Source organism: Caulobacter sp. BE254, assembly GCF_031457295.1.
In the GTDB taxonomy this organism is placed as follows: domain Bacteria; phylum Pseudomonadota; class Alphaproteobacteria; order Caulobacterales; family Caulobacteraceae; genus Caulobacter.
This window is the reverse complement of record NZ_JAVDWJ010000002.1, coordinates 613187-633089: the sequence shown is the minus strand read 5'-3', so window position 1 is coordinate 633089 and position 19903 is coordinate 613187. Positions and strand designations below refer to the sequence as shown.

General features: G+C 68.6%; 16 protein-coding genes. 8 read left to right on the top strand and 8 right to left on the bottom strand.

Annotated features, from left to right (window positions below):
• The first annotated feature begins 86 nt into the window (after positions 1-86).
• The 3 genes from J2X41_RS06925 to J2X41_RS06915 are packed head-to-tail and all read left to right on the top strand — an operon-like array spanning position 87 to position 2763.
• Positions 87-677, top strand: coding sequence for a hypothetical protein (locus J2X41_RS06925; protein WP_310080705.1), 591 nt, complete (start codon positions 87-89; stop codon positions 675-677).
• A 17-nt stretch (positions 678-694) separates the two neighbouring features.
• Positions 695-2251 (top strand): TolC family outer membrane protein, encoded by a 1557-nt coding sequence (locus tag J2X41_RS06920; protein WP_310080702.1) that lies wholly within the window; start codon positions 695-697, stop codon positions 2249-2251.
• On the top strand, positions 2248-2763 hold the full coding sequence (locus tag J2X41_RS06915; RefSeq protein WP_310080700.1) for a hypothetical protein: 516 nt from the start codon (positions 2248-2250) through the stop codon (positions 2761-2763). The genes J2X41_RS06920 and J2X41_RS06915 overlap by 4 nt, the downstream gene beginning before the upstream one ends.
• An 89-nt stretch (positions 2764-2852) precedes the next feature.
• Here J2X41_RS06915 and J2X41_RS06910 read toward each other — a convergent pair whose 3' ends face one another.
• Complete coding sequence (locus tag J2X41_RS06910; RefSeq protein WP_310080698.1) at positions 2853-3938, bottom strand: methyltransferase domain-containing protein; 1086 nt, start codon at positions 3936-3938, stop codon at positions 2853-2855.
• On the opposite strand from J2X41_RS06910, the gene J2X41_RS06905 reads away from it, so the two are divergent.
• Positions 3937-5637, top strand: a complete 1701-nt coding sequence (locus tag J2X41_RS06905) for a tetratricopeptide repeat protein (protein WP_310080696.1) — start codon at positions 3937-3939, stop codon at positions 5635-5637. The two genes, J2X41_RS06910 and J2X41_RS06905, sit on opposite strands and share 2 nt — an antisense overlap.
• Here the strand turns inward: J2X41_RS06905 and J2X41_RS06900 are convergent.
• From J2X41_RS06900 to J2X41_RS06875, 6 genes are read right to left on the bottom strand one after another with little or no spacing between them, the layout of a single operon-like run.
• Positions 5634-6656 (bottom strand): Rieske 2Fe-2S domain-containing protein, encoded by a 1023-nt coding sequence (locus tag J2X41_RS06900; protein ID WP_310080695.1) that lies wholly within the window; start codon positions 6654-6656, stop codon positions 5634-5636. The genes J2X41_RS06905 and J2X41_RS06900 overlap by 4 nt on opposite strands.
• Positions 6653-7276, bottom strand: coding sequence for an acetyltransferase (locus J2X41_RS06895; protein ID WP_310080694.1), 624 nt, complete (start codon positions 7274-7276; stop codon positions 6653-6655). The genes J2X41_RS06900 and J2X41_RS06895 overlap by 4 nt, the downstream gene beginning before the upstream one ends.
• A 10-nt stretch (positions 7277-7286) precedes the next feature.
• Positions 7287-8048, bottom strand: coding sequence for an SDR family oxidoreductase (locus J2X41_RS06890; protein WP_310080693.1), 762 nt, complete (start codon positions 8046-8048; stop codon positions 7287-7289).
• Complete coding sequence (locus tag J2X41_RS06885) at positions 8045-9109, bottom strand: ketoacyl-ACP synthase III (RefSeq protein ID WP_310080692.1); 1065 nt, start codon at positions 9107-9109, stop codon at positions 8045-8047. The genes J2X41_RS06890 and J2X41_RS06885 overlap by 4 nt, the downstream gene beginning before the upstream one ends.
• Positions 9109-9333, bottom strand: a complete 225-nt coding sequence (locus J2X41_RS06880) for a phosphopantetheine-binding protein (protein WP_310080691.1) — start codon at positions 9331-9333, stop codon at positions 9109-9111. Before J2X41_RS06880 ends, J2X41_RS06885 begins: the two co-directional genes overlap by 1 nt.
• A 13-nt stretch (positions 9334-9346) precedes the next feature.
• Positions 9347-10357 (bottom strand): ketoacyl-ACP synthase III, encoded by a 1011-nt coding sequence (locus J2X41_RS06875; protein WP_310080690.1) that lies wholly within the window; start codon positions 10355-10357, stop codon positions 9347-9349.
• A 490-nt stretch (positions 10358-10847) separates the two neighbouring features.
• On the opposite strand from J2X41_RS06875, the gene J2X41_RS06870 reads away from it, so the two are divergent.
• On the top strand, positions 10848-11924 hold the full coding sequence (locus J2X41_RS06870; RefSeq protein WP_310080689.1) for a DegT/DnrJ/EryC1/StrS family aminotransferase: 1077 nt from the start codon (positions 10848-10850) through the stop codon (positions 11922-11924).
• A gap of 31 nt (positions 11925-11955) precedes the next feature.
• Here J2X41_RS06870 and J2X41_RS06865 read toward each other — a convergent pair whose 3' ends face one another.
• Positions 11956-12969 (bottom strand): cupin-like domain-containing protein, encoded by a 1014-nt coding sequence (locus J2X41_RS06865; protein ID WP_310080688.1) that lies wholly within the window; start codon positions 12967-12969, stop codon positions 11956-11958.
• Between the two features lie 401 nt (positions 12970-13370).
• Between J2X41_RS06865 and J2X41_RS06860 the strand changes: the two genes are divergently transcribed.
• The 3 genes from J2X41_RS06860 to J2X41_RS06850 all read left to right on the top strand — a co-directional run bounded on the left by J2X41_RS06860 (position 13371) and on the right by J2X41_RS06850 (position 19895).
• Positions 13371-16673, top strand: a complete 3303-nt coding sequence (locus tag J2X41_RS06860) for a TonB-dependent receptor (protein WP_310080687.1) — start codon at positions 13371-13373, stop codon at positions 16671-16673.
• A 187-nt stretch (positions 16674-16860) separates the two neighbouring features.
• Positions 16861-18393, top strand: coding sequence for a tryptophan 7-halogenase (locus J2X41_RS06855; RefSeq protein ID WP_310080686.1), 1533 nt, complete (start codon positions 16861-16863; stop codon positions 18391-18393).
• On the top strand, positions 18390-19895 hold the full coding sequence (locus J2X41_RS06850) for a tryptophan 7-halogenase (RefSeq protein WP_310080685.1): 1506 nt from the start codon (positions 18390-18392) through the stop codon (positions 19893-19895). Before J2X41_RS06855 ends, J2X41_RS06850 begins: the two co-directional genes overlap by 4 nt.
• Positions 19896-19903 lie beyond the last annotated feature (8 nt).

Here is a 19903-nt window from a genome sequence, read left to right as displayed (position 1 = left end):
CAATCTGGGCCCCGACGGCCAGCGACAGGTCAGCGTCTATCCCGCGCCCGCCGCCGACGCCGGGACCGGGGCGTGAAGACCCGCCCGTGATCCTGACTTCCATCGCCCTGGCCGCGGCCCTGCACCTGGGCCAGCCTTCGCTGTCCGCGCCGCGCGCCTGGCCGCCGCGCGCCCTGGGGCTCCCCACCGAGGGCATGCGGCGCAGGGCCGGCTACAAGATCAGGACCAAGGCCTACCATCTGGCCGGCTGGGACATGCGCATCCAGCGCGACGGCTTCACCGGCCAGACGCGCTGTCGGCTGTTCGCCCCCGCCGGCCTGGGACAGGGGCGGATCTCCTACGCCGCCGGCGTGCTGGGCTTTCATCTGGATCGTGACCGCGACGTCGCCCAGGCCTGGTACAGCGTCGACGACAAGCCGCCGCGCCCCTGGCGCGACGACTATCCAGCCCTGGTCGCCCGGCGGGTGTCGCTGGAGGGCGGCGGCCTGGCCAATCCAACCGGCGGAGTGGTGCTGATCCCCACCGAAAACCTGGCCGGCGCCCGGACGGTGACGATCCGCGCCGACCATGACGCGACGCCCAAGCGCTTCGGCCTCAAGGGCTTCGAACAGGCCCTGGCCGCAGCCCGCGCCAACGGCTGCGCCGATCCCGCCGCGTTCGTGCGCGATCCGTGGTAGCCGGCCCGCGACGATGGATGGCGGCGATCGGCCTGCTGGCCTTGGTTGTCGCCGTGAATTCAGCCCGCGCCGACACCCTGGCCGAGGCCATCGCTCGCGCCTACCAGTCCAACCCTACCCTGCAGAGCCAGCGCTACGAACTGAGGGCCTTGGACGATGCCTATGTCCGGGCCCATGCCGGCCTGCGGCCCTCGGCCGAGCTGCAGGTCACCGGCGACTACGCCGACAACCGGGCCGGCGACGCCACCCAGGCCCTGCGGCTGGTCGGCGATCCCCTGGCCGGTCGGCGCTTGGAAAGCAACCAGGGCCAGGCCCGGGTGGTGATCGAGCAGCCGCTCTATAGCGGCGGCCAGGCCAGCGGCGCGGTCGACCTGGCCGCCTTGCGCATCCAGGCCGGTCGCCAAGCCTTACGTGGCGCCGAGGGCGACCTGCTGTTGCAGGTGATCGCCGCCTATGCCGACGTCCGTCGCGACCTCGAAAGCCTGGCCGTCCGCCGCGCAAACCTGGCGGCCCTGGAGCGCCAGCTGGACATCACCCAGGCCCGCCAGGAAGCCGGCGAGGTCACCCGCACCGACGTCGCCCAGGCCCAGGCGCAGCTGGAGGCGGTCAGGGCCCAGATCGCCCTGGCCCAGGTGCAGTTCCAGGCCAGCCGCGCCAGCTATGCCGCCCTGGTTGGTGAGGATCCCGCCGAGCTGGAGCCCGAGCCAGCGCTGCCGCTGCTGCCAGACGGCCTCGAAGACGCCTTCGACCTGGCCGAGGCCGGCAATCCGGACCTGGCCCAGGCCAAGCTCGCCGAGCAGCAAAGCCGCCGCCAGGCCGACCTGGCCAAGGGCGCGGGTCGCGCTACCGTCTCGGCCCGCACCAGCTACGGCTCGACGGGCGAGCTGGCGCCGTTCTACGCTCAGGACCAGGACGTCAGCTGGACGGCGTCGATCTCCATCACCAAGCCGCTCTATGCCGGCGGCGCCTACCAGGCCGGCTATCACGAGGCGCTGAACCGCAACGGGGCCGACCGGCTCCGGATCGAGGCGGCCCGCCGGCAAGTGATCCAGAACGTGCTGTCGGCCTGGAACCAGGCCGCCGCCGCTCGCGCCAACATCAAGGTCCAACTGGCTCAGGCCGCCGCCGCCCAGGTCGCCTTCGACGGCATGAGCGAGGAGTTCCGGGTCGGCCAGCGCTCGACCCTCGACGTGCTGGTCGCCGAGCAGAATCTGCGCGAGGCCCAGCTGGCCCTGCTCGGCTCGCGCCGCGACGCCTATGTCGCCGAGGCGGCCTTGCTGCGACAGACCGGCCGTCTGGAGGTCCGCGCTCTGGCCCTGGGAACGCCGCTCTACGACCCTTCCGCCCACCTGCGGGCGGTCAAGTCCCATGGGGCCGTGCCCTGGGAAGGCCTGGTCGGTGCCCTGGACCGCGCGTTCGAGCCCAAGGCCGCCTCCCCGCGGCTTGAGCAGCCCGCCGCCCCGTCCGGGCCGCCCATCCTGATCGAAGGGCGGGCGCAGCCGCAAGCCGATCGGCCGCTGGGCGAGCACAGCCGGACAACGCCTATTCCTGGAACCGCGGGGTACGAGCGATGACGACGAAAATGCTGTCCAGGGTCACGCACGTCGCCGCCATGCCTGGCCTCTGCCTTGTCCTCGCCGCTTGCGTCACGGCGCGAGCCACCACGCCCGCCGACCTGGGGCTCCTGGTGGCGGCGCTGAGCGAACCGATCGAGGACCTGCGCAGCCGCGCCGACGCCGGCCAGGCCCGCGCCCAATACGCCATGGCCGTGCTGCACGCCTACGGCGCGCGCGGCGTGGCCCTTGACCCCGACCAGGCGGCCGCACTGCGGCGCGGGGCGCTCGCCGCCCGCGGCTATACCCCGATCACCACCTATATCGCCGGCCTGCGCGGCAAGCCCGGCCGTGTGGCGATCATCAACACGCCGCGCTATGACCTGAATGCTGTCCAGGCCCTGCGGGCCGACCGGTGCGCCGCGGCCCTGGCGCGCGGCGACCAGAGCCTGGCCGCGGTCGAGGCCTGCGCCGGACCCGAAGCGTTCGCGCGCCTCAAGATCCTCTGGGCCGAGGCCAGATCTAGGAACTGACCGCGCCGAGCGCCCAAGTCGCCCAAAGCCGAGCAAGCCGCAACCTGCAATATAGGAATATATTCCCATACTTGCCGTTGTCGTGATCGCTAAGATCGGCGACGGCGGCTGTCCACCACCGGCTTCGGGACCCGCGGGTCGCTTTTCCAGTAATCCAGAAACCCTTCTCGGAAGAGGAAGGGACTCGACGCGGTGCGATTGAGTTCAGCGATCCGGCCTTCGACTTCCCTCGGGTCTGATCGAAACCAGATCCACAAGCTGGCGGCGACATTATAGATCGAAGAACGGTAGCCCCAGTCCTTGAACAACCGCTCCATCGCGCTGTTCGTGAAGAAGGCGCAGTGCGGGGCCTGTAGATAGAACCAGCCAGGGTCCTTCGGCACGGTCTCGGCCACCAGCGTGTGAAGCCCAAAGGCTCCGCCCGGCGATACTAGCGCTTGGACGCCATCCCACTGTTCGCGCCGGGTCATGTGCTCGAAGACCGAGGTCGAAATGACAAAGTCAAATGCGCCTTCGACCATGTCCTCGGCCGCGAGATAGTCATTCCCGGCGGCCATATGTTCATCGTATTTCAGAAGCTTCAGGCCGTGTTCGCGAGAGCACGCGTTCGACAGCACGCCGTCGCCGCATCCGAAGTCGACCCATCGTCTTGCAGGATCAAGCAATCCCGCCGCCGCCAGTTCGGATAAGGCCAGGGCTTGGGCGGCGATGCGCGTCTTCCAGCGGGGATCCAGAACGTTCTCGTCGCCCCCTTGATAGGTTTCATGGCAGAGCAAGTTCAGTTCGTTCCAGGCCTCTTGCGACATTTCCAGATGCGTTCGTGAAAACACGAAGCCGCACGTATCACATCGCCAATATTCCACCTCACCCAGGTTGAATGCGTTGAATGTCTTGGAAAAATAGTAGGAGGTCGCGCCCTCGCAAATTTCACAGCGCATCTCGGGATCCCAACGGAAAAATCGCCACTCCACCCTATGGCACGAACGGTATCCTACAGTGCAAGCCAGGGCTTCTACGCGCCTCGCCCGCCCCAAGCTGTGGCCAGTCGGCGTCGGCGCGTCGGCGTGGCGGCGATCATGATCGTCAAGGTCGAGTTCGCGTCGTTTTCTTAGTGGCGCATTAACCACAATGCCGGCGTTATCGGCCGCGATTTTCAGACCATGCGAGCTTTCCATGTCCGGCCTGCCGACTCCTCTGAACGCCAGCCAGGACCTGACCGCGGCCAAGGCCCTGCTGATGGCCGGCGACGCCGCCGGAGCGCTGGCGCTGATGCGGGCGCTGGTCGCGGCCGAGCCGTCCAAGCACGAGCTGCGCTACTGGCTGGCCTCGGCCGCCCTCGGCGCCGGCCAGGCCGACGAGGCCGACGGAGCGCTGAACGACGCTCGGCTGCTGCACGCCTTCGCCTTGATCCGCGGCTTCGGGGGTGACGTCCAGCGCCTGACCAAGGATCCGCAATACGCCGTCGCCGTGGCGGACATGCTCTATGACGCCAACGCGATCGCCACCGCCGGCGTGGCGCTGAGCCTGGCCATCAGCGCCGGCCATCCGGATCTGCAGGCGTTGTTCACCTACGGTTTGTGCCTGCATCATCAGGGTCGGGCCGAGGAAGCCGCCCTGGTCTTCCGCGCGGTGACCGAGAGCGACCGCACTACCGCCCAGGCTCACGAATTCCTGCTGTTTTCGCTATTCTTCGTCAAGGACGGTGTCCGGCGCCACGCCGCCGAGGCGCGCGAATGGGCACGGCTCTACGAATACAAGGGCCCAGCGACGGCATTGAAGAACAGCCGCGAGCCGGGGCGCAAGCTGCGGATCGGCTATGTCGCGCCCAGCTTCGTCCGACAACAGGCGCGCCAGTTCGTCGTGCCGCTGATCGAGAGCCACGATCGCGAGCAGGTCGAGGTCTTCCTCTACCCCACCGAGGCGGCGGGCGAGACCGACTGGGCCCAGCCGGTGACCGTGCGCGCCATCGGGGCGCTGTCGGACCAGGACGCCGCCGCCTTGATCCGCAAGGATCGCATCGACGTACTGGTCGACGTCTGGGGGCACAATCCGGGCAACCGCCTGCCGGTGTTCGGCCGCCGCGTCGCGCCGGTCCAGGTCACCTGGCTGAACTACCAACAGACCACCGGCCTGACCAACATGGACTATGCGCTGCACGCCGATTCCGTGCCGACGCCCGGGATGGCCGAGCTGTTCACCGAGACGGTCTGGACCGTCCCGCGGATCTCCGCGCCGTTCCGACCGGATCCGCAGGCCCGCGTCTCGCCCGCCCCGTCCCTGGCCAGCGGCCAGGTCACGTTCGGCAGCTTCACAAATCCGGCCAAGGTCAGCGACGAAACGGTGGCCGCCTGGGCGCGGATCCTGCAGGGCCGGCCCGGATCGCGGCTGCTGCTCAAGTACAGCTACTACGAGGATCACATCCTGGCCCGGGTCACGGCCGCGCGTTTCGCCGCCCATGGCGTCGACGCGGACCGGCTGGTCTTCGACGGTCACAGCAAGGGCGAAGCCTATGAGAACGCCTTCGGCCTGGTCGACCTGGCGCTCGACACCTCGCCCTGCCCCGGCGGCACCACCTCGCTGGAGGCCCTGTCGCGCGGCGTGCCCGTGCTGGCCCTTCGCGGCGAGACCTTCTACAGCCGCGCGGGCCTGGCGATTGTCAAGGAGGCGGGCCTGCCCGACCTGGTGACCGACAGCTGGGACGACTATGTCGCCAAGGCGATCGAGGTCTCGGCGTCGCCGGCCAGGCTGCAGGCCCTGCGCGACCGCGCCGTCGCCGGCTTCGCCGCCGCGCCCTACCGCGACGAGGCGGGCGTGGCGCGGATGATGGAGCAGGCCTATCGCGAGATGTTCGAGCTCTGGCGGGTGAAGGCCTAACCGTTCAGGTCCGTCAGGATGGCGTGCAGTCGCCGAACCCGCTCCTCGGCCCGCGCGAACACCCGCCCGGGCCGCATCATATCGTAAGCGGGGCTGACCCGCGCGCAGATCGCGTGGTCCTCCTCGAAGATGCGGCGGTTGACCTGGGCGCTGGACTCGAAGAACCCCTCGACGGCCGTCTCGGCCCCCGGCTTGACGCGGGAGGTCAGCAACCGGCTGCAGAAATGCGCCTGGTTGGGGAGCGCCGACGGGAAATAGGTCTGCAGGGCGTAGGAATAGCCGAAGGTCGAGGAGACCATGGCGAACGGGAAGACGTACAGCGACCAGTAGCCTTCGTAGGCGTCGTCGACCTCGAAGAACCGCTTCATCACCGACAGGCCCTTGGCGGTGCGGGCCTGGCCGATGCGGGCCAGGTAGCCGATGTTGCGGCCCTGGTAGTCGATGCGGTCGTCGACCAGGCCTAGCGGGGCCAAGGTCTGCGGATGGATCGGATTGACGTGGTAGCCCTCCAGGGCGTTCTCGACCCCGACCCGCCAGTTGGCCTGGAAGGTGAAGGCGTTGAAATCGCGGCGGGTGGTGATGCGCCGCGAGGCGCGCTCCAGGTCGGCGAAGGCTTCGCCCAGCTGGGCCTCAAGGCTTTCCACCGGGGCCAGGCCGACGAACAGGAAGTCGCCGCACCAGGCGGTCCGGAACCTGCGGAGCCCGAGCCCGGCCAGCTCGGCCTCGTCGAAACTGGCGCGCTGGGCCACCCGCAGTTGGCCGGCGCGATAGGCCCAGCCATGATAGGCGCAGACCACGCGGCCGACGCCGTGATCGCCGGTGAAATAGCGAGCGCCGCGGTGCGGGCAGACATTGTCGAAGGCCAGGATCTCGCCCTCGTCGTTGAACAGGGCCAGGTCGCCGCCGGGCCAGTCCAGGCGCAGCCAGGCGCCGGGCTCGGCCAGCTCGGCGCGATGGGCGACCAGGTGCCAGAAATCCGTTAGCAGCCGGCCGTCCAGGCGAGACAGGACGGCCGTCACAGCCGGCGGGCCGGGGCGGCGTAGAGCGTGGCGCCGTCGGGGGCCTTGCGCACCACCACCGCGCCGGCGCCGATCATGCAGCCGTCGCCCACCGACACCCCCGGCAGGACTCGCGCGCCCGAGCCGAGGAAGGCGGCGCGGCCGACCTTGACCCCGCCCATCAGGTCGACATAGCCGCTGAGTGTCGAGAAGTCGCCGACCTGGGCGTCGTGCCCGATGCTGGCATAGGCGTTGAGGGTGACGTAGTCGCCGCCGCGGGCGTCGGCCGAGACGTCGGCGAACGGTCCCACCACTACCCCCTGGCCGAGTCGGGCCGAGGCCGAGATCCAGGCGCGGGGATGCAGCAGGGTGGCGAAGCGTCCGCCCTGGGCGGTCAGGCGTTGGGCCAGGGCCTGCTTGCCGCCCGGGTCGCCGACCGCCATCACCAGCAGGGTTTCGGAGCTGGGCTTGAAGCCATGGGTGTCGCCCAGCTGCGGCAGGTCGCGGCCGAAGGCCCTGAACGGCTGGTCGCCGTCGTCGAGATAGCCGCTGAAGCGGTCGCCGGCTTCGAGGCCCGGGGCGAACCAGTCGAAGATCTCGCGGGCGAAGGCCCCGCCGCCCACCAGCACATAGTCGGTCATGCATCCCCCTTCAGCTGGCCAGATAGCCGCCGTCCACCGTCCAGACCGCGCCGGTCACCCAGCGGCTGGCGGGCGACAGCAGGAACACCGCCGCGTTGGCCACGTCGGCCGGCGCGCCGAAGCCCAGCAGGTGCTGGCGTTCATAGTCCGCCATGCCGGCTTCCGACAGTCCCCGGGCCAGGCGGCCGTGCATCTCGGTCTCGACCCCGCCGGCGGCGATGGCGTTGACGCGGACCGACTTCGGGGCCAGCTCGCAGGCCAGGGACCGGGTCAGGCCCTCGACCGCCGCCTTGGCCGCCGAATAGGCCACCATGCCCGGCCGGCCGCGCGAGGCGGCGGCCGACGACATGAAGACGATCGAGGCCCCGGCCTTCAGGGTCCCGGTCTTGCCGGCGGCGCGGGCCAGGCCCATGGCGCCGTTGACCGCCGCGCCGAACACCTCGTCGAGATTGCGCGTCTTGGTCAGGCGGACCGGCAGGATCAGCTCGACCCCGGCGGCATGGAAGGCGCCGTCCAGGCCGCCGGCCTCGATGGCGGCGGTCGAGATCTTCTCGGCGGTCTCGTCGGCGTCGGACAGCACCGCCGCGAAGGCCCGGTGGCCGTCGCCGGGCAGGTCGGCGATCGTCGCCTCCAGGCGATCTGCGTCCCGTCCGGTGGCGATGACCCGGCCGCCGCAGCGCGCCACGAGCTGGGCGGTGGCGCGACCCAGGCCCGAGGAGGCGCCGGTGACGAGGATGGTCCGCCCGGCCAGGGCGTCGGAGGCGAAGATCATGCGATGATGGTCTCCGCGCAGACCAGCGGTTCCAGCTCCATCAGGGCCGAGCCCCAGGACAGGCCGACCCCGAAGCCGACCAGCATCATCCGGCTGGGCGCGCTGGTGACGCGCCGGGCCAGGTCCGTGGTCAGCAGCAGGGGCAAGGTGGCCGAACTGGTGTTGCCGTAGCGGTCGATATTGATCGGGGTCTGGGCCTCGCTGGCGCCGATCTTCTTGGCGATGTGACGCAGCATGAAGCGGTTGGCCTGGTGCAGCAGATAGGCGTCGACGCTGTCGCCCTCGACACCGGCGTCGGCCAGGGTGTCCTTGATCAGCTTGGGCACGGCCCGCAGCGTGAAGGTGAACACCTCGCCGCCGTCCATGTGGAGGCGCGTGGGATCGAGCCCTTCGGCCCGGTCGGGATCGGAGACGGGCGTGCGGAAGCCGCCCTCGGGCACGATCAGGGCGCCGGCCCCCGAGCCGTCGGTGCCCAGCCGGAAGTGGATCGGCGGCGCGCCGGGCGCGGCCTCCAGGCCCGAGGCCGTGCCGGCGTCGCCGAACAGGATGGCGGTTCCGCGGTCGGACGGGTCGACCAGTCGGCTGCTGGTCTCGCCAGCCAGCAGCAGCACGCGCCGGCAGCCGGCGTTGATCATCGCCGCAGCTAGCCACAGGCCGTAGGTGTAGCCCGAGCAGCCCAGGCTCACGTCGAAAGCCTGGCAGCCCGGCGCCAGTCCCAGGCGGCCGTGCAGGATGCAGGCGGTGGCGGGCAGGCGATGGTCGGGGGTCTGGGAGACGAAGACCAGGGCGTCGACGCTGTCGGCCGTCCAGTCCAGCCGCTCCAGCAGCACGCGGGCCGCGTTCAGGCACAGGTCGGCGGTCGTCTGGTCGGGACGGGCCCAGTGCCGCGCCTCGACGCCGATCATCTTGACGACGTCGTTGACCGCCTGCTCGCCGAAGCGTTCGACGAAACGGGCGTTGTCGATGGGCTGGCCGGGAACGGCCGAGACCACGCCGCGCAGGGCCACGCCGCCGACGGCGAAGGCCCCCTGCCCGGCCGTTGAACCGACCGCCGCGCTCATCACGCCGCCTGGGCGGCGGGGATGAGGGCCTGGATATCGCTGACCACCACGCACTTGGCCAAGGCCGCGCCGTCGACCAGCTCGCCATAGACCTCGTCGATCAGGGCGATGGTCGAGACGACGGCCAGCGAATCCCAGTTGTAGGCCGCCAGTTCGAGGTCGGGGGTGATCTCGGCGGTGTCGATCTCGAAGATCTCGGCCAGACCGGCATAGAAGGCGCTCATTGATGGTTCTCCGTCAGAGGACGACGCTGGTCGCCGCCCAGGAATAGCCGACCCCGAAGCCGACCAGCAGAATGCGGCGCGGCGGAGCGGCCGCGTTCAGCAGGGGTTCGAGGGCGATGGGGATGGTGGAGGAAACGGTGTTGCCGCAGGCCTCCATGTGGATCAAGAACCGGTCGGCCGGGATCGCCAGTTTCTGGCGCAGGCGTTCCAGCATGAAGGCGTTGGCCTGGTGGAAGACGAAGAGGTCGTGGTCCTCCATCGTCCGCCCGCTGCGCTCCAGGACCTGGGCGATGGCGGCTGGCACCGTCTTCAGCGTGAAGGTCATGATCGCCGGGCCGTTCATGTAGAGGTGCTCGGCCGAGCGGATATTGCCGGAGGCGTCGATCGACTCGACCGCGCTGGCCGCGTCGCGCGGACGGCGGAAACCCCCGGCCGGCACGATCAGGTTCTCGGCCCCGGCCCCGTCGGTGCCGAACACCACCGGATCGATGGCCGGCGCGTCGGCCTCCACGGCCTCGACCAGGGTGGCCGCGGCGCCGTCGCCGAACAGGGTGCGGACGCTCTTGTCCATCGGATGGATGAACTTCGAATAGGTGTCGGCGGTCAGCAGCAGCACGCGCCGGGCCTGGCCGCTCTCGATCAGGGCCTTGGCCAGGGACAGGCCGTAGACAAAGCCCGAGCAGCCGAGATTGAAGTCCAGCGCCCCGGCGGTGGTCGGCAGGCCCAGCCTCTGCTGCAGCACGCAGGCGGTGGTCGGCAGCACATAGTCGGGGGCCTGGGTGCAGAGCAGCAGGAAGTCGAGGCTGGCCGGGTCGATCCCATGGCGGTCGAACAGCGTGCGGGCGGCGGCGAAGGCCAGATCGCCGGCCGTCTCGCCGGGCGCGGCGATCCGTCGCTCCCGGATGCCGGTCTTTTCGAGGATCTTGCTCGCCGGCCAGTCGGGATACAGGCGCGCCAGGTCGTCGTTGGAGAGCCGCCCCTCCGGCAGATGACCGGCTATCGCCCTGATTTTGGCCGTCCGCACCCAGTTTCGCCCCGATCCGACCCGTCGAACCGGGTCTGTCGGAGATGGTGGCCAATGATGCTTAAAGCCGAATTAACCATGACGCCGGCGCTGGGGCGATATGTTCGAAAACTATCGGCGCATGCCACGTGATCAGGGCGCGATGCAGGGCGGCCGGTCGGCTGCGGTCAGGCCCGATCGATCAGGTCCAGCGGGACGCCGCCCGTGATCCGCCGTGACGAAACAGGCTTCGCGGCCGCCCACGCGATGAAGTCGGTCACCGCGGGTTAGTTCAGACGGCTCGGGTTGCGGGGCGCGGGACAATAGGTCGCAATTTGGCTCAGCGACCTTGTGGGTCAAGGATTCCGCCCCGTCCGAGTCCGGAACGTTAAGGGTTCTGTTAACCGTATTGACGACAGGCTCGACCTTCGTTGGAGGGGGAAGTCAGTTGACTCGCACAAGCGCCATTCGCACGCCCTTGGCGGAAACGCCTGCCTTTCAGAAGGTGCCAGTGGCTCGTCCGCGCCTGCCGGCGGCTGAGGACATCCTGCCCTACCTGCAGCGCATCGACACGGCGCGCTGGTATTCGAACTTCGGCCCGCTGCTGATGGAATTGGAGACCCGTCTGGCGCACCGCTTCGGCGACGGCGCCCAAGTGGTCACCGCCGTCAACGCCACTCAGGCCCTGACCCTCACCCTGAAGGCGATGGACCTGCCCGCCGGTTCGCTGTGCGCTACGCCGTCCTGGACTTTCGTGGCCACCGCCCACGCAGTGCGCCAGGCGGGGCTGACGCCATGGTTCGTCGACGTAGACGCCGAGACCTGGATGCTCGACCCCGCCGTCGTCCGCGAGCGGCTGGCTCACGCGCCGGGACCGGTCTCGGCGGTGATTCCCGTCGCGGCGTTCGGCCATATGCCCGATCTCGCCGCCTGGCGCGCTTTCCAGGACGAGACAGCCGTGCGGGTGCTGATCGACGCAGCCGCCGCCTTCGACGGTGCGGTCGACGCCAGCCTGCCGATGGTGGTCAGTCTGCACGCCACCAAGGTTTTAGGCCTCGGCGAAGGTGGATTCCTGGCAACTGGAGACCCCGAGTTGGCCCGCCGGGTCAGGCGACTCACCAGCTTCGGCTTCGACGGCTCCCGCGAGGCGCTGTGCGTGGCCACCAACGCCAAGCTCAGCGAATACGCCGCCGCCGTCGGCCTGGCCGCGCTCGACGGCTGGCCCGCCGACCGCCTGCGCTGGTTCATGGCCGCCCAGGCCCTGCGACGGGCCCTGGCCGCCGTTCCACAGGTGCGGTTCCAGTCCGGTTGGGGCTCGCGATGGACGACCAGCGTCTGCGTCGTTGGCCTGCCTGACGGGACAGCCGACATGGTCGAGGCGGTCCTGCAAGCCGAAGGCGTCGACACCCGCCGCTGGTGGGGCGAAGGCTGCCACATCGGTCCGGCGTTCGCCGAATGCCCGCGCGACCGCCTGCTCAACACCGAGAGCCTGGCGCGCTCGACGATCGGCCTGCCCTTCGCGATCGATCTCACGGCGGCCCAGATCGAACGTATGGCCACGGCGCTGGCGCAAGCCTTGCCCCGTTAACCCCAGACGCCGATTTTCCGCGCGATTGCCCTTAGGGACGCGAGAGCGCCCGGGCGAGCATCGTGCGGAGACTGCGCGCCTGGTCGGGACCAATCGGACCAAGCACCCCCCGGCTCTTGGGCGGCAGATGCTCGCCCGGGTCGCCCTGGGCCTGGAAGACGTAATGGGAGAACACCGCCTGCCACGCCTGGCGATGGGCGGGCGGAAGCGCCTTGATCGCCAGGATCGCGTGCATCATCGCGTCGCGCGGCGCGCCATAGACGGCCGAGGGCGGCGTCCACCAGTAATTGACCAGCACATTGATCGCCTCAAGCGAGCGGACGTGATGCCACCAGAGATAGGGGATGTAGATCGCATCCCCGGGTTCGAGTTCGGCGGTCATGGACGCGGCGCGGGCGGCGGCGAACCGGGGATGGACCTCGGGGTCGGCCTCGTCCAGCGCCACCAGGCTGATGGTCGCCCCGGCCGGCGTCAGTTCCATGGGGCCGACATAGAGGTTGCTGATCTGGTCGGGCGGGAACAGCGTGAACTCCCGTCGGCCCGCCACCACGCACGCGATGTTCTCGGCCGGATCATAGTGAGTGGCGACGGTCACGGCGTTGCCGATCCATAGCCGCGGATCGACGGTGTCGGCCACCAGCCCCAGGCGGTTCTCCGCCGAGAACCCCGGCAGGTTGTCGCGCGAGGTGATCGACTGGGCGGCCAAGGCCGGCGGTCGCTCATCGCAGGCGTGCTCGATCAGGAAATCCAGCACGGTCGACACCCGCGCCGGCTGCTGCTGGAAATTGAAGCCGCTCAGGTCGTCGTTGTAGAAGAACCGCCCGTCGATCCGGGGCGAGCCCGAGAGGGTCTTGACCTGCTGGCCGTGGTCGAACCGCCGCAGATAGTCGCAGACCGCCACGGGCGAGGTCCGGCCAGCGGCCACCACCGGCCAATCGCCGACCAGCCCGCGCATCACGACCGGCCGCGCGGCCGGCACGATCTCGTCCCGGAATCGCTCGGGCGTGACGTTGTCCAACTCGGGGATCTGCGCTGCGGCGGTCATCAAGGCTTCGGTCTCTGCGGTGTGAGGTCGACGATAGCGCGGCCAAAGGAGGCAGGCCACAGGGACTGGTCTGGCCCGTTCGGCGCCTGGCAATGCTTTCTGTAATTTGTTTTATTTAATTTCGTTGCGCTTCCATTACGATGTCGTAACGTAGCCGTTGGGATAGCGTCAGTCGGCGAGCGCGTCGAGACAGCGCTGTCCCAGCGAACGGGCTTTGAGGGGCAGTTGAAATCGCGCAGGGCAAGCGCGTGATTTCGGGGACCAACGGACCTGTCCGACGTCGTCGGCAGCCGCCCATGCCAGCCCCTTTCAAGTCGAGAAGCGACCACCAAAGGTCGCGATGAAGAACAGCCGCGGCCTTGGCCGTCGTGAAAAATAGTCTCTTAGGGAGGAGAGAGGGAATGAAGAAGACAAGTTCCAAACGCGTGTCCGCGCGACAGGCGATGCGCTACGGCGCATCCGCCCTGGCGCTGGGAGCGGTGGCGATCGGGGTGACGCCGACGCTCGCCTTCGCCCAGGCCGCCGCGCCGGGCCAGCAAGCCCAGGCAACGACCGCGGACGATACCGCGGTCACCGAAGTGGTCGTCACCGGCGTCCGCCAGGCGCTGAAATCGGCGCAACAGCTCAAGCGCGACGCCGACACCGTGGTCGACTCGATCACCGCCAGCGACATCGGCGCCTTCCCGGACAAGTCGGTGGCCGAAGCCCTGCAGCGCGTGGCCGGCATTACCGTCAACCGTTTCGCCGCCACCTCCGACACCGCCCACTTCTCGGCCGAGCCCTCGGGCGTCATCGTCCGCGGCCTGCCGCAGGTGCGGTCGGAGTTCAACGGCCGCGACAGCTTCACCGCCAACTCGTCGCGCGGCCTGGGTTGGGGCGACATCTCGCCGGAATTGATGGCCGGCGTCGACGCCTACAAGAACCAGACCGCCGAACTGATCGAGGGCGGCATCGCCGGTACGATCAACCTGCGCACTCGCACGCCATTCGACTCCAAGGGCCGGCTGTTCGCCCTGTCGGTCGACGCCACCTACGGCGACCTGGCCGACCGCGTCACGCCTAGCGTCTCGGGCATCTGGAGCGACCGCTGGGACACCAAGATCGGCGAGTTCGGCCTGATGGCCAACTACGCCTATTCGAAGGTCGTGACCAATTCGGAAGGCATCCAATACGGCCGGACCGCGATCTTCGACGAGGGCATCTATCCGGGCAAGGGCCTGAAATACATCCCGTCCAGCGTGTCCTACCGCGACAATACCTACGATCGCACCCGCAACGGCGCGGCCTTCGCGGCGCAGTGGCAGGACAACGACCACAAGTTCCTGGCCACGCTTCAGTACAACCGCTCCAAGTACAAGAACGAGTGGGAAGAATACGTGATCGGGGCCAGCCCGTTCAGCCTGTTCGCCCTGCCCACCTCGTTCCACGTGACTCCGGGCAGCTTGCTGATCCCGCAGCCCGCCCCTGGCACCCCGGACTTCACGTTCGACGATCAGGGCAACTTCCAGACCGGGGTGATGACCTCGGACATCGGCTGGTGGGGCGCGGACAACGCCGGCTCGGCGCAGGTCGCGCAGAACAGCTCGGGCCAGCAGATGGTCAACGCCTGCTATGGCTGGAACGGCTGTACGCCGGCCCGTCGCGGCGGCGACTTCACGACCGACACCCGCTACAACGTCGGCACCAACGTCACCGAGGACCTCGGCTTCAATCTGAAGTGGAACCCCACCGACCAGTGGCGCTTCAACTTCGATGTCCAGAAGGTCGAGGCCACGGTCGACAACTACGATATCGGCGTGGGCCAGCAGTCGTTCGCCAATATCGGCCTGGACGCGACCGGCGATCACCCGAAGCTGACCTTGCTGCCCGGCACCAACATCAATCTAGCGCCTGGCGGGCTGCTGAACCCGAACGCCTACCGCTACAACTACGTCCAGGACCACATCGAAAAGTCCGAAGGCGACGAGTTCGCGACGCGGCTGGACGCCCAGTACCTGTTCGAGTCGGACTGGCTGGACTCGATCAAGGTGGGCGTGCGCTACGCCGACCGCGACCAGACCGTTCGCTGGGGCAGCTACAACTGGGGCAACATCGCCAATACCTGGAGCAACAACGCCGCCTGGTACAACATCGACAGCTATGCGCCGGCGCCGAACGGCGCGGGCGGCACCTTCACCGGCTATCAGCGCGGCCTGAGCGACACCCGGCGGTTCAGCAACGACTTCTTCGGCGGCGGCCTGCTGACGCCCCAGGAGTTCGTGTTCTTCAACATGGACAAGCTGAAGGACCACGCCGGCATGCAGCAGGCGCTGGGATCGGCCTCGACCGGCGTGGGCGACTGGAACGCGCTGTGTTCGGGCAAGGGACGCCGCTCGGCGGAGACCAACTGCTTCCTGCCGTCCGAAATCCTCAACGTCTCCGAGGAAAGCAAGGCCGCCTACGCCATGCTGAAGTTCGGCGGCCGGAACGGCACGCTGTTCGGCCACACCTATTCCGGCAACATCGGCGTCCGCTATGTCGAGACGACGGTGGAAAGCAAAGGGTCGACGGCCTTCCCCGTGACCCTGAACTCCAGCCAGCTGGTCTGCGAACCGCGGGGCGCGCCCCTCCCCGGACAGCCGACTCCCGAGATCACTCAGACCATCGGCTGCTACATCTCGGCGGAGGATCGGGCGTTCAACTCGGGCGCTACGACCCCGACCACGATTTCGACCAAGCACGAGAACTGGTTGCCGAGTTTCAACTTCAAGTTCGACATCAACGACAAGTGGCTGCTGCGCTTCGCCGCGTCGCGGGCGATGGCGCGTCCCGACATGGGCAACCTGAAGAACTACCGGTCGATCAGCATCAACCTGCCCAGCGTCGACAATCCCGGCGACCCGCGCTGGGTGCGCAATTCGGCGGGGGTCATCACCGGACTGGCGCCGCGCTATACGGCCAGTTCTCAGAACCCGCGCCTGAAACCGGTAACGGCCGATCAGTTCGACCTGTCGCTCGAGCATTACTTCGCCGACGTCGGATCGTTGTCGGTCGCGGTCTTCCACAAGCAGTTCCACGACTACATCCAGTTCGGGACGTTCAACGAGACCTTCACCAGCAATGGCGTGACCCGCACCGTCGAGGTGAATGAGCCCGTCAACGGCAAAGGCGCCAAGATCCAGGGCGTCGAACTGGCCTACCAGCGCTATTTCGACTTCCTGCCCGCGCCGTTCAACGGCCTGGGGATCCAGGCGAACTACACCTACGTGAAGAACAAGGGCATCGTGAACAGCAACATCACCCCCGTCTCCAACGACGGCGGCGGCGGAACTGGCGGTGGAGGCCTGCAGGCGGTCGCCGACAGCATCAAGGTCGACTCGCTGGAGGGCCTGTCGGAGCACGCCTACAACGTGGTCCTGATGTACGAGAAGGGTCCGTGGGCGGCGCGCGCCGCCTACAACTGGCGCTCCAAGTACCTGGTGACGGCGGTGGACTGCTGCGTGGCCTTCCCGGTCTGGCAGGACGCGGCCGGCTTCCTGGACGCCTCGATCCGCTACAAGGTGAGCGACAACGCCGAGATCAGCCTGCAGGGCAGCAACCTGCTGGCCACCGAGACGGTGCTGCGTCAACAGGTCACCGACTTCGACAAGGGCGGCAAGCTCACTCCCAACGGCTGGTTCAAGAACGACCGCCGCATACAGATGGGCGTGCGCCTGAAGTACTAGTCCTACCACTGGGTGCGCCGCGAGCGATCGCGGCGCCTTCCCTCCCCTCGGGGCGCCGGTCCAGGCGCCCCGATTTTTTGACATCGCCGACGGCGCGCTCGATCATTCGCCTCACGCGGGTCGGCGGGCTTTCGAATTAGAGTCCTCCGGCGTTCGAGCGGCGGCGCCAAGGAGCGGAGTTTTCTCGATGCCAGCACCTTTGAGGGTGGTGATCGTCGGCGGCGGCACGGCGGGCTGGATGTGCGCGGCGGCCCTGGTCGGCGCGGTGCGTCCCGGCGTCTGCGAGGTCAGGCTGGTGGAGTCCGACGAGATCGGCATCGTCGGCGTGGGCGAAGCCACCCTGCCCCAGATCAAGGAATTCAACGAATATATCGGCGTCATCGAAGCCGACTTCATGCGCAAGACCAACGCCACGTTCAAGCTCGGCATCGAGTTCGTGGACTGGGGCTTCAAGGGCTCGTCCTACATCCATCCCTTCGGCGTGCACGGCAAGCCGATGGGCGGCGTGCCGTTCTATCAGTACTGGACCAAGGCCCGCCAAGGCGGCCGCGCCGACGATATCGAGGACTTCTGCCTGCCGATCGTCGCCAGCCGTCTCAACCGGTTCGACTTCCCCACCACCGACGAAGGCGGGATCAACTCGACCTTCGCCTACGCCTATCATTTCGACGCCAGCCTCTACGCCGTCTTCCTGCGCGAGTTCTCCGAGGCCCGAGGCCTGCGCCGCACGGAAGGCAAGGTCGTGGACGTGACGCTGCGCCCCCAGGACGGCCACATCGCCGCGATCATCCTGGACTCGGGCGAGGTGATCGAGGGCGACCTGTTCATCGACTGCTCAGGCTTCCGGTCGCTGCTGATGGGCAAGGCGCTGGAGGTCGGTTACGAGGACTGGACCCCGTGGCTGCCCTGCGACCGCGCCCTGGCCGTGCCCTGCGAGCGCACCGGGCCGCTGACGCCCTACACCCGCTCCACCGCGCGCGAGGCCGGCTGGCAATGGCGGATCCCGCTGCAGCACCGCACCGGCAACGGCTATGTCTATTCCAGCCGGTTCATCAGCGACGACGAGGCCGCCGCCACCCTGCTGGCCAATCTGGATGGGGCGGCGCTGGACGATCCGCGGCCGCTGCGCTTCCAGGCTGGCCGACGGGAGAAGTCCTGGCATCGCAACTGCATCGCCGTGGGTCTAGCCAGCGGCTTCCTGGAACCGCTGGAGAGCACCAGCATCTATCTGATCCAGATCGCCATCACCAACCTGCTCAAGCTGATGCCCGCCAAGGCCATCGACCCGGCGCTGGTCGCGGAGTTCAACCGGCTGGTCGACGTGGAATACGAGCGGGTGCGCGACTTCCTGATCCTGCATTACCACGCCAACACCCGCGACGATGCGCCCCTCTGGACCTATTGCCGCGAGATGGACGTGCCGGAATCGCTGCGTCGACGGATGGCCTTGTTCCAGCACCGGGGCCACATCCACAAGTACGGCCAGGGGCTGTTCGCCCCGCCTAGCTGGCTGTCGGTGTTCGTCGGCCAGGGCCTGCGCCCGGCCCACTACGACCCGCTGGTCGACAACCTGCCCTATGAGCGGATCGTCGCCGAGATGGACGCATTGCGCGACAGCGTCGCCCTCGCCGCCCGGGGCATGAGCGACCACGCCGCCTTCGTCGACGACTACTGCCCCTCCCCCGCCGCGGTTCGCCTGCGGGAAAGGGCCGCGTCGTGAGCCGGCCTATCCGCAGCGTCGCCGTGGTCGGCCGCGACGTCGCCGCCTGGATGACCGCCCTGGCCCTGCAACGCGCCTTCGGCCGCCAAGGCGTCAGCGTCACGGTCGTCGAATTGCCTTCAGCCTTGCGGACCGTCGACGCGGTGGTCGCCCTGCCGGCGCTGGAGGGCCTGCACCGGCTGCTGGGCCTGGACGAGTCCGAGGTGCTGGCTGCCTGTTCGGGCGTCTACGCCCTGGGTCAGCAATTCGCCAACTGGTCGCGTTCGCGTCCTCCGTTCGTCCACGCCTATGACAGCCAGGGCGCCGCCCTGCGCCAGGTTCCTTTCCTGCACCACTGGCTGAAAGCCCGCGCCGAGGGACTGAACGTGGCGCTGGAGGACTTTTCCCTCGGCGCGGCGGCCGCCAAGCACGGTCGGTTCATCGTCCACAATGACGCCACCGACAGCTTCTCCAGGGCGCGCAACGGCTATCACCTGGACGCCCAGTCCTATGTCCGGCTGCTGCGCCACAAGGCGATGACGGCCGGGGCGCAGCGCGTGGCCGGGACGTTGGACCGGGTGGCGCGCACGCCGGCCGGCGTCGCTTCGGTCACCCTGCATGGCGGGGCGAGCATCGCCGCCGACCTGTTCGTCGACGCCTCGGGCCCCGACGCGGTCCTGACCGGCCGGGCGCTGGAGGTTCCGTTCGAGTCCTGGTCGTCCTGGTTCCCTTGCGATCGGATCCTGGCCGCCTCGGGCCCGCGCTTGAACCCGCTGCCGGCGATGAGCCGCATCTCGGCCTTCGGGGCCGGCTGGACCGGAATGTTCCCGCTGCAGGACCGCACGCCCGTCGTCGCGGCCTACGACTCTCGGCGTATCTCCGACGAGGAGATGGCGCGGACCGCCTCGGTGCTGGCCGGCATGGCGCTGGGCGACGTGGTGGTCAGCGCCTTCGCCGCCGGAGGTCGCTCCACGCCCTGGACCGGCAACTGCATCGCCATCGGCGAGGCGGCCGCCTGCCTGGAGCCTCTGGACGCCGCGCCGCTGCACCTGATCCACCTGGGGCTCTCGCACCTGATCACCCTGTTCCCCGTGGACGCCGACAATCTGCTGGAGGCCCAGCCCTACAACCAGGCCATGCTGTCCCACGTCCGGAACCTGCGGGACTTCCAGATCGCTCACTACCGGCTCAACGAGCGCCATGACGAGTCGTTCTGGGACGCCGCGCGGTCCGCCGAACCGCCGCCCGAACTGGCCTACAAGCTTGACCTGTTCGGCGCCCGGGGCGCGGTGGCCCTCTACGAGGACGAGACATTCCAGGAGGAGAACTGGATCTCGATCCTGATCGGCCACGGCCTGATCCCGCGGAACCACGATCCGCAGGCCGACGCCATGCCGCGAGAGGAACAGATCCAGAGCTTCAAGCGCATGCTGGGCTTCATCGCCGCCGAGGTGCGCGAGATGCCGTCCATCGAGGCCCAGCTGGAACTGTTCGCGCCCCCACCCTCGTCCGCCTCGTTCTGAAGGTCGCC

Excerpts from the sequence above, each read along its gene's own strand:
- J2X41_RS06855 (WP_310080686.1), top strand. The coding sequence starts at position 16,861 with ATGCCAGCACCTTTGAGGGTGGTGATCGTCGGCGGCGGCACGGCGGGC.
- J2X41_RS06880 (WP_310080691.1), bottom strand. The coding sequence starts at position 9,333 with ATGAGCGCCTTCTATGCCGGTCTGGCCGAGATCTTCGAGATCGACACC.
- J2X41_RS06905 (WP_310080696.1), top strand. The coding sequence starts at position 3,937 with ATGTCCGGCCTGCCGACTCCTCTGAACGCCAGCCAGGACCTGACCGCG.
- J2X41_RS06860 (WP_310080687.1), top strand. The coding sequence starts at position 13,371 with ATGAAGAAGACAAGTTCCAAACGCGTGTCCGCGCGACAGGCGATGCGC.
- J2X41_RS06910 (WP_310080698.1), bottom strand. The coding sequence starts at position 3,938 with ATGGAAAGCTCGCATGGTCTGAAAATCGCGGCCGATAACGCCGGCATT.
- J2X41_RS06920 (WP_310080702.1), top strand. The coding sequence starts at position 695 with ATGGCGGCGATCGGCCTGCTGGCCTTGGTTGTCGCCGTGAATTCAGCC.
- J2X41_RS06865 (WP_310080688.1), bottom strand. The coding sequence starts at position 12,969 with ATGACCGCCGCAGCGCAGATCCCCGAGTTGGACAACGTCACGCCCGAG.
- J2X41_RS06915 (WP_310080700.1), top strand. The coding sequence starts at position 2,248 with ATGACGACGAAAATGCTGTCCAGGGTCACGCACGTCGCCGCCATGCCT.
- J2X41_RS06885 (WP_310080692.1), bottom strand. The coding sequence starts at position 9,109 with ATGAGCGCGGCGGTCGGTTCAACGGCCGGGCAGGGGGCCTTCGCCGTC.
- J2X41_RS06890 (WP_310080693.1), bottom strand. The coding sequence starts at position 8,048 with ATGATCTTCGCCTCCGACGCCCTGGCCGGGCGGACCATCCTCGTCACC.
- J2X41_RS06895 (WP_310080694.1), bottom strand. The coding sequence starts at position 7,276 with ATGACCGACTATGTGCTGGTGGGCGGCGGGGCCTTCGCCCGCGAGATC.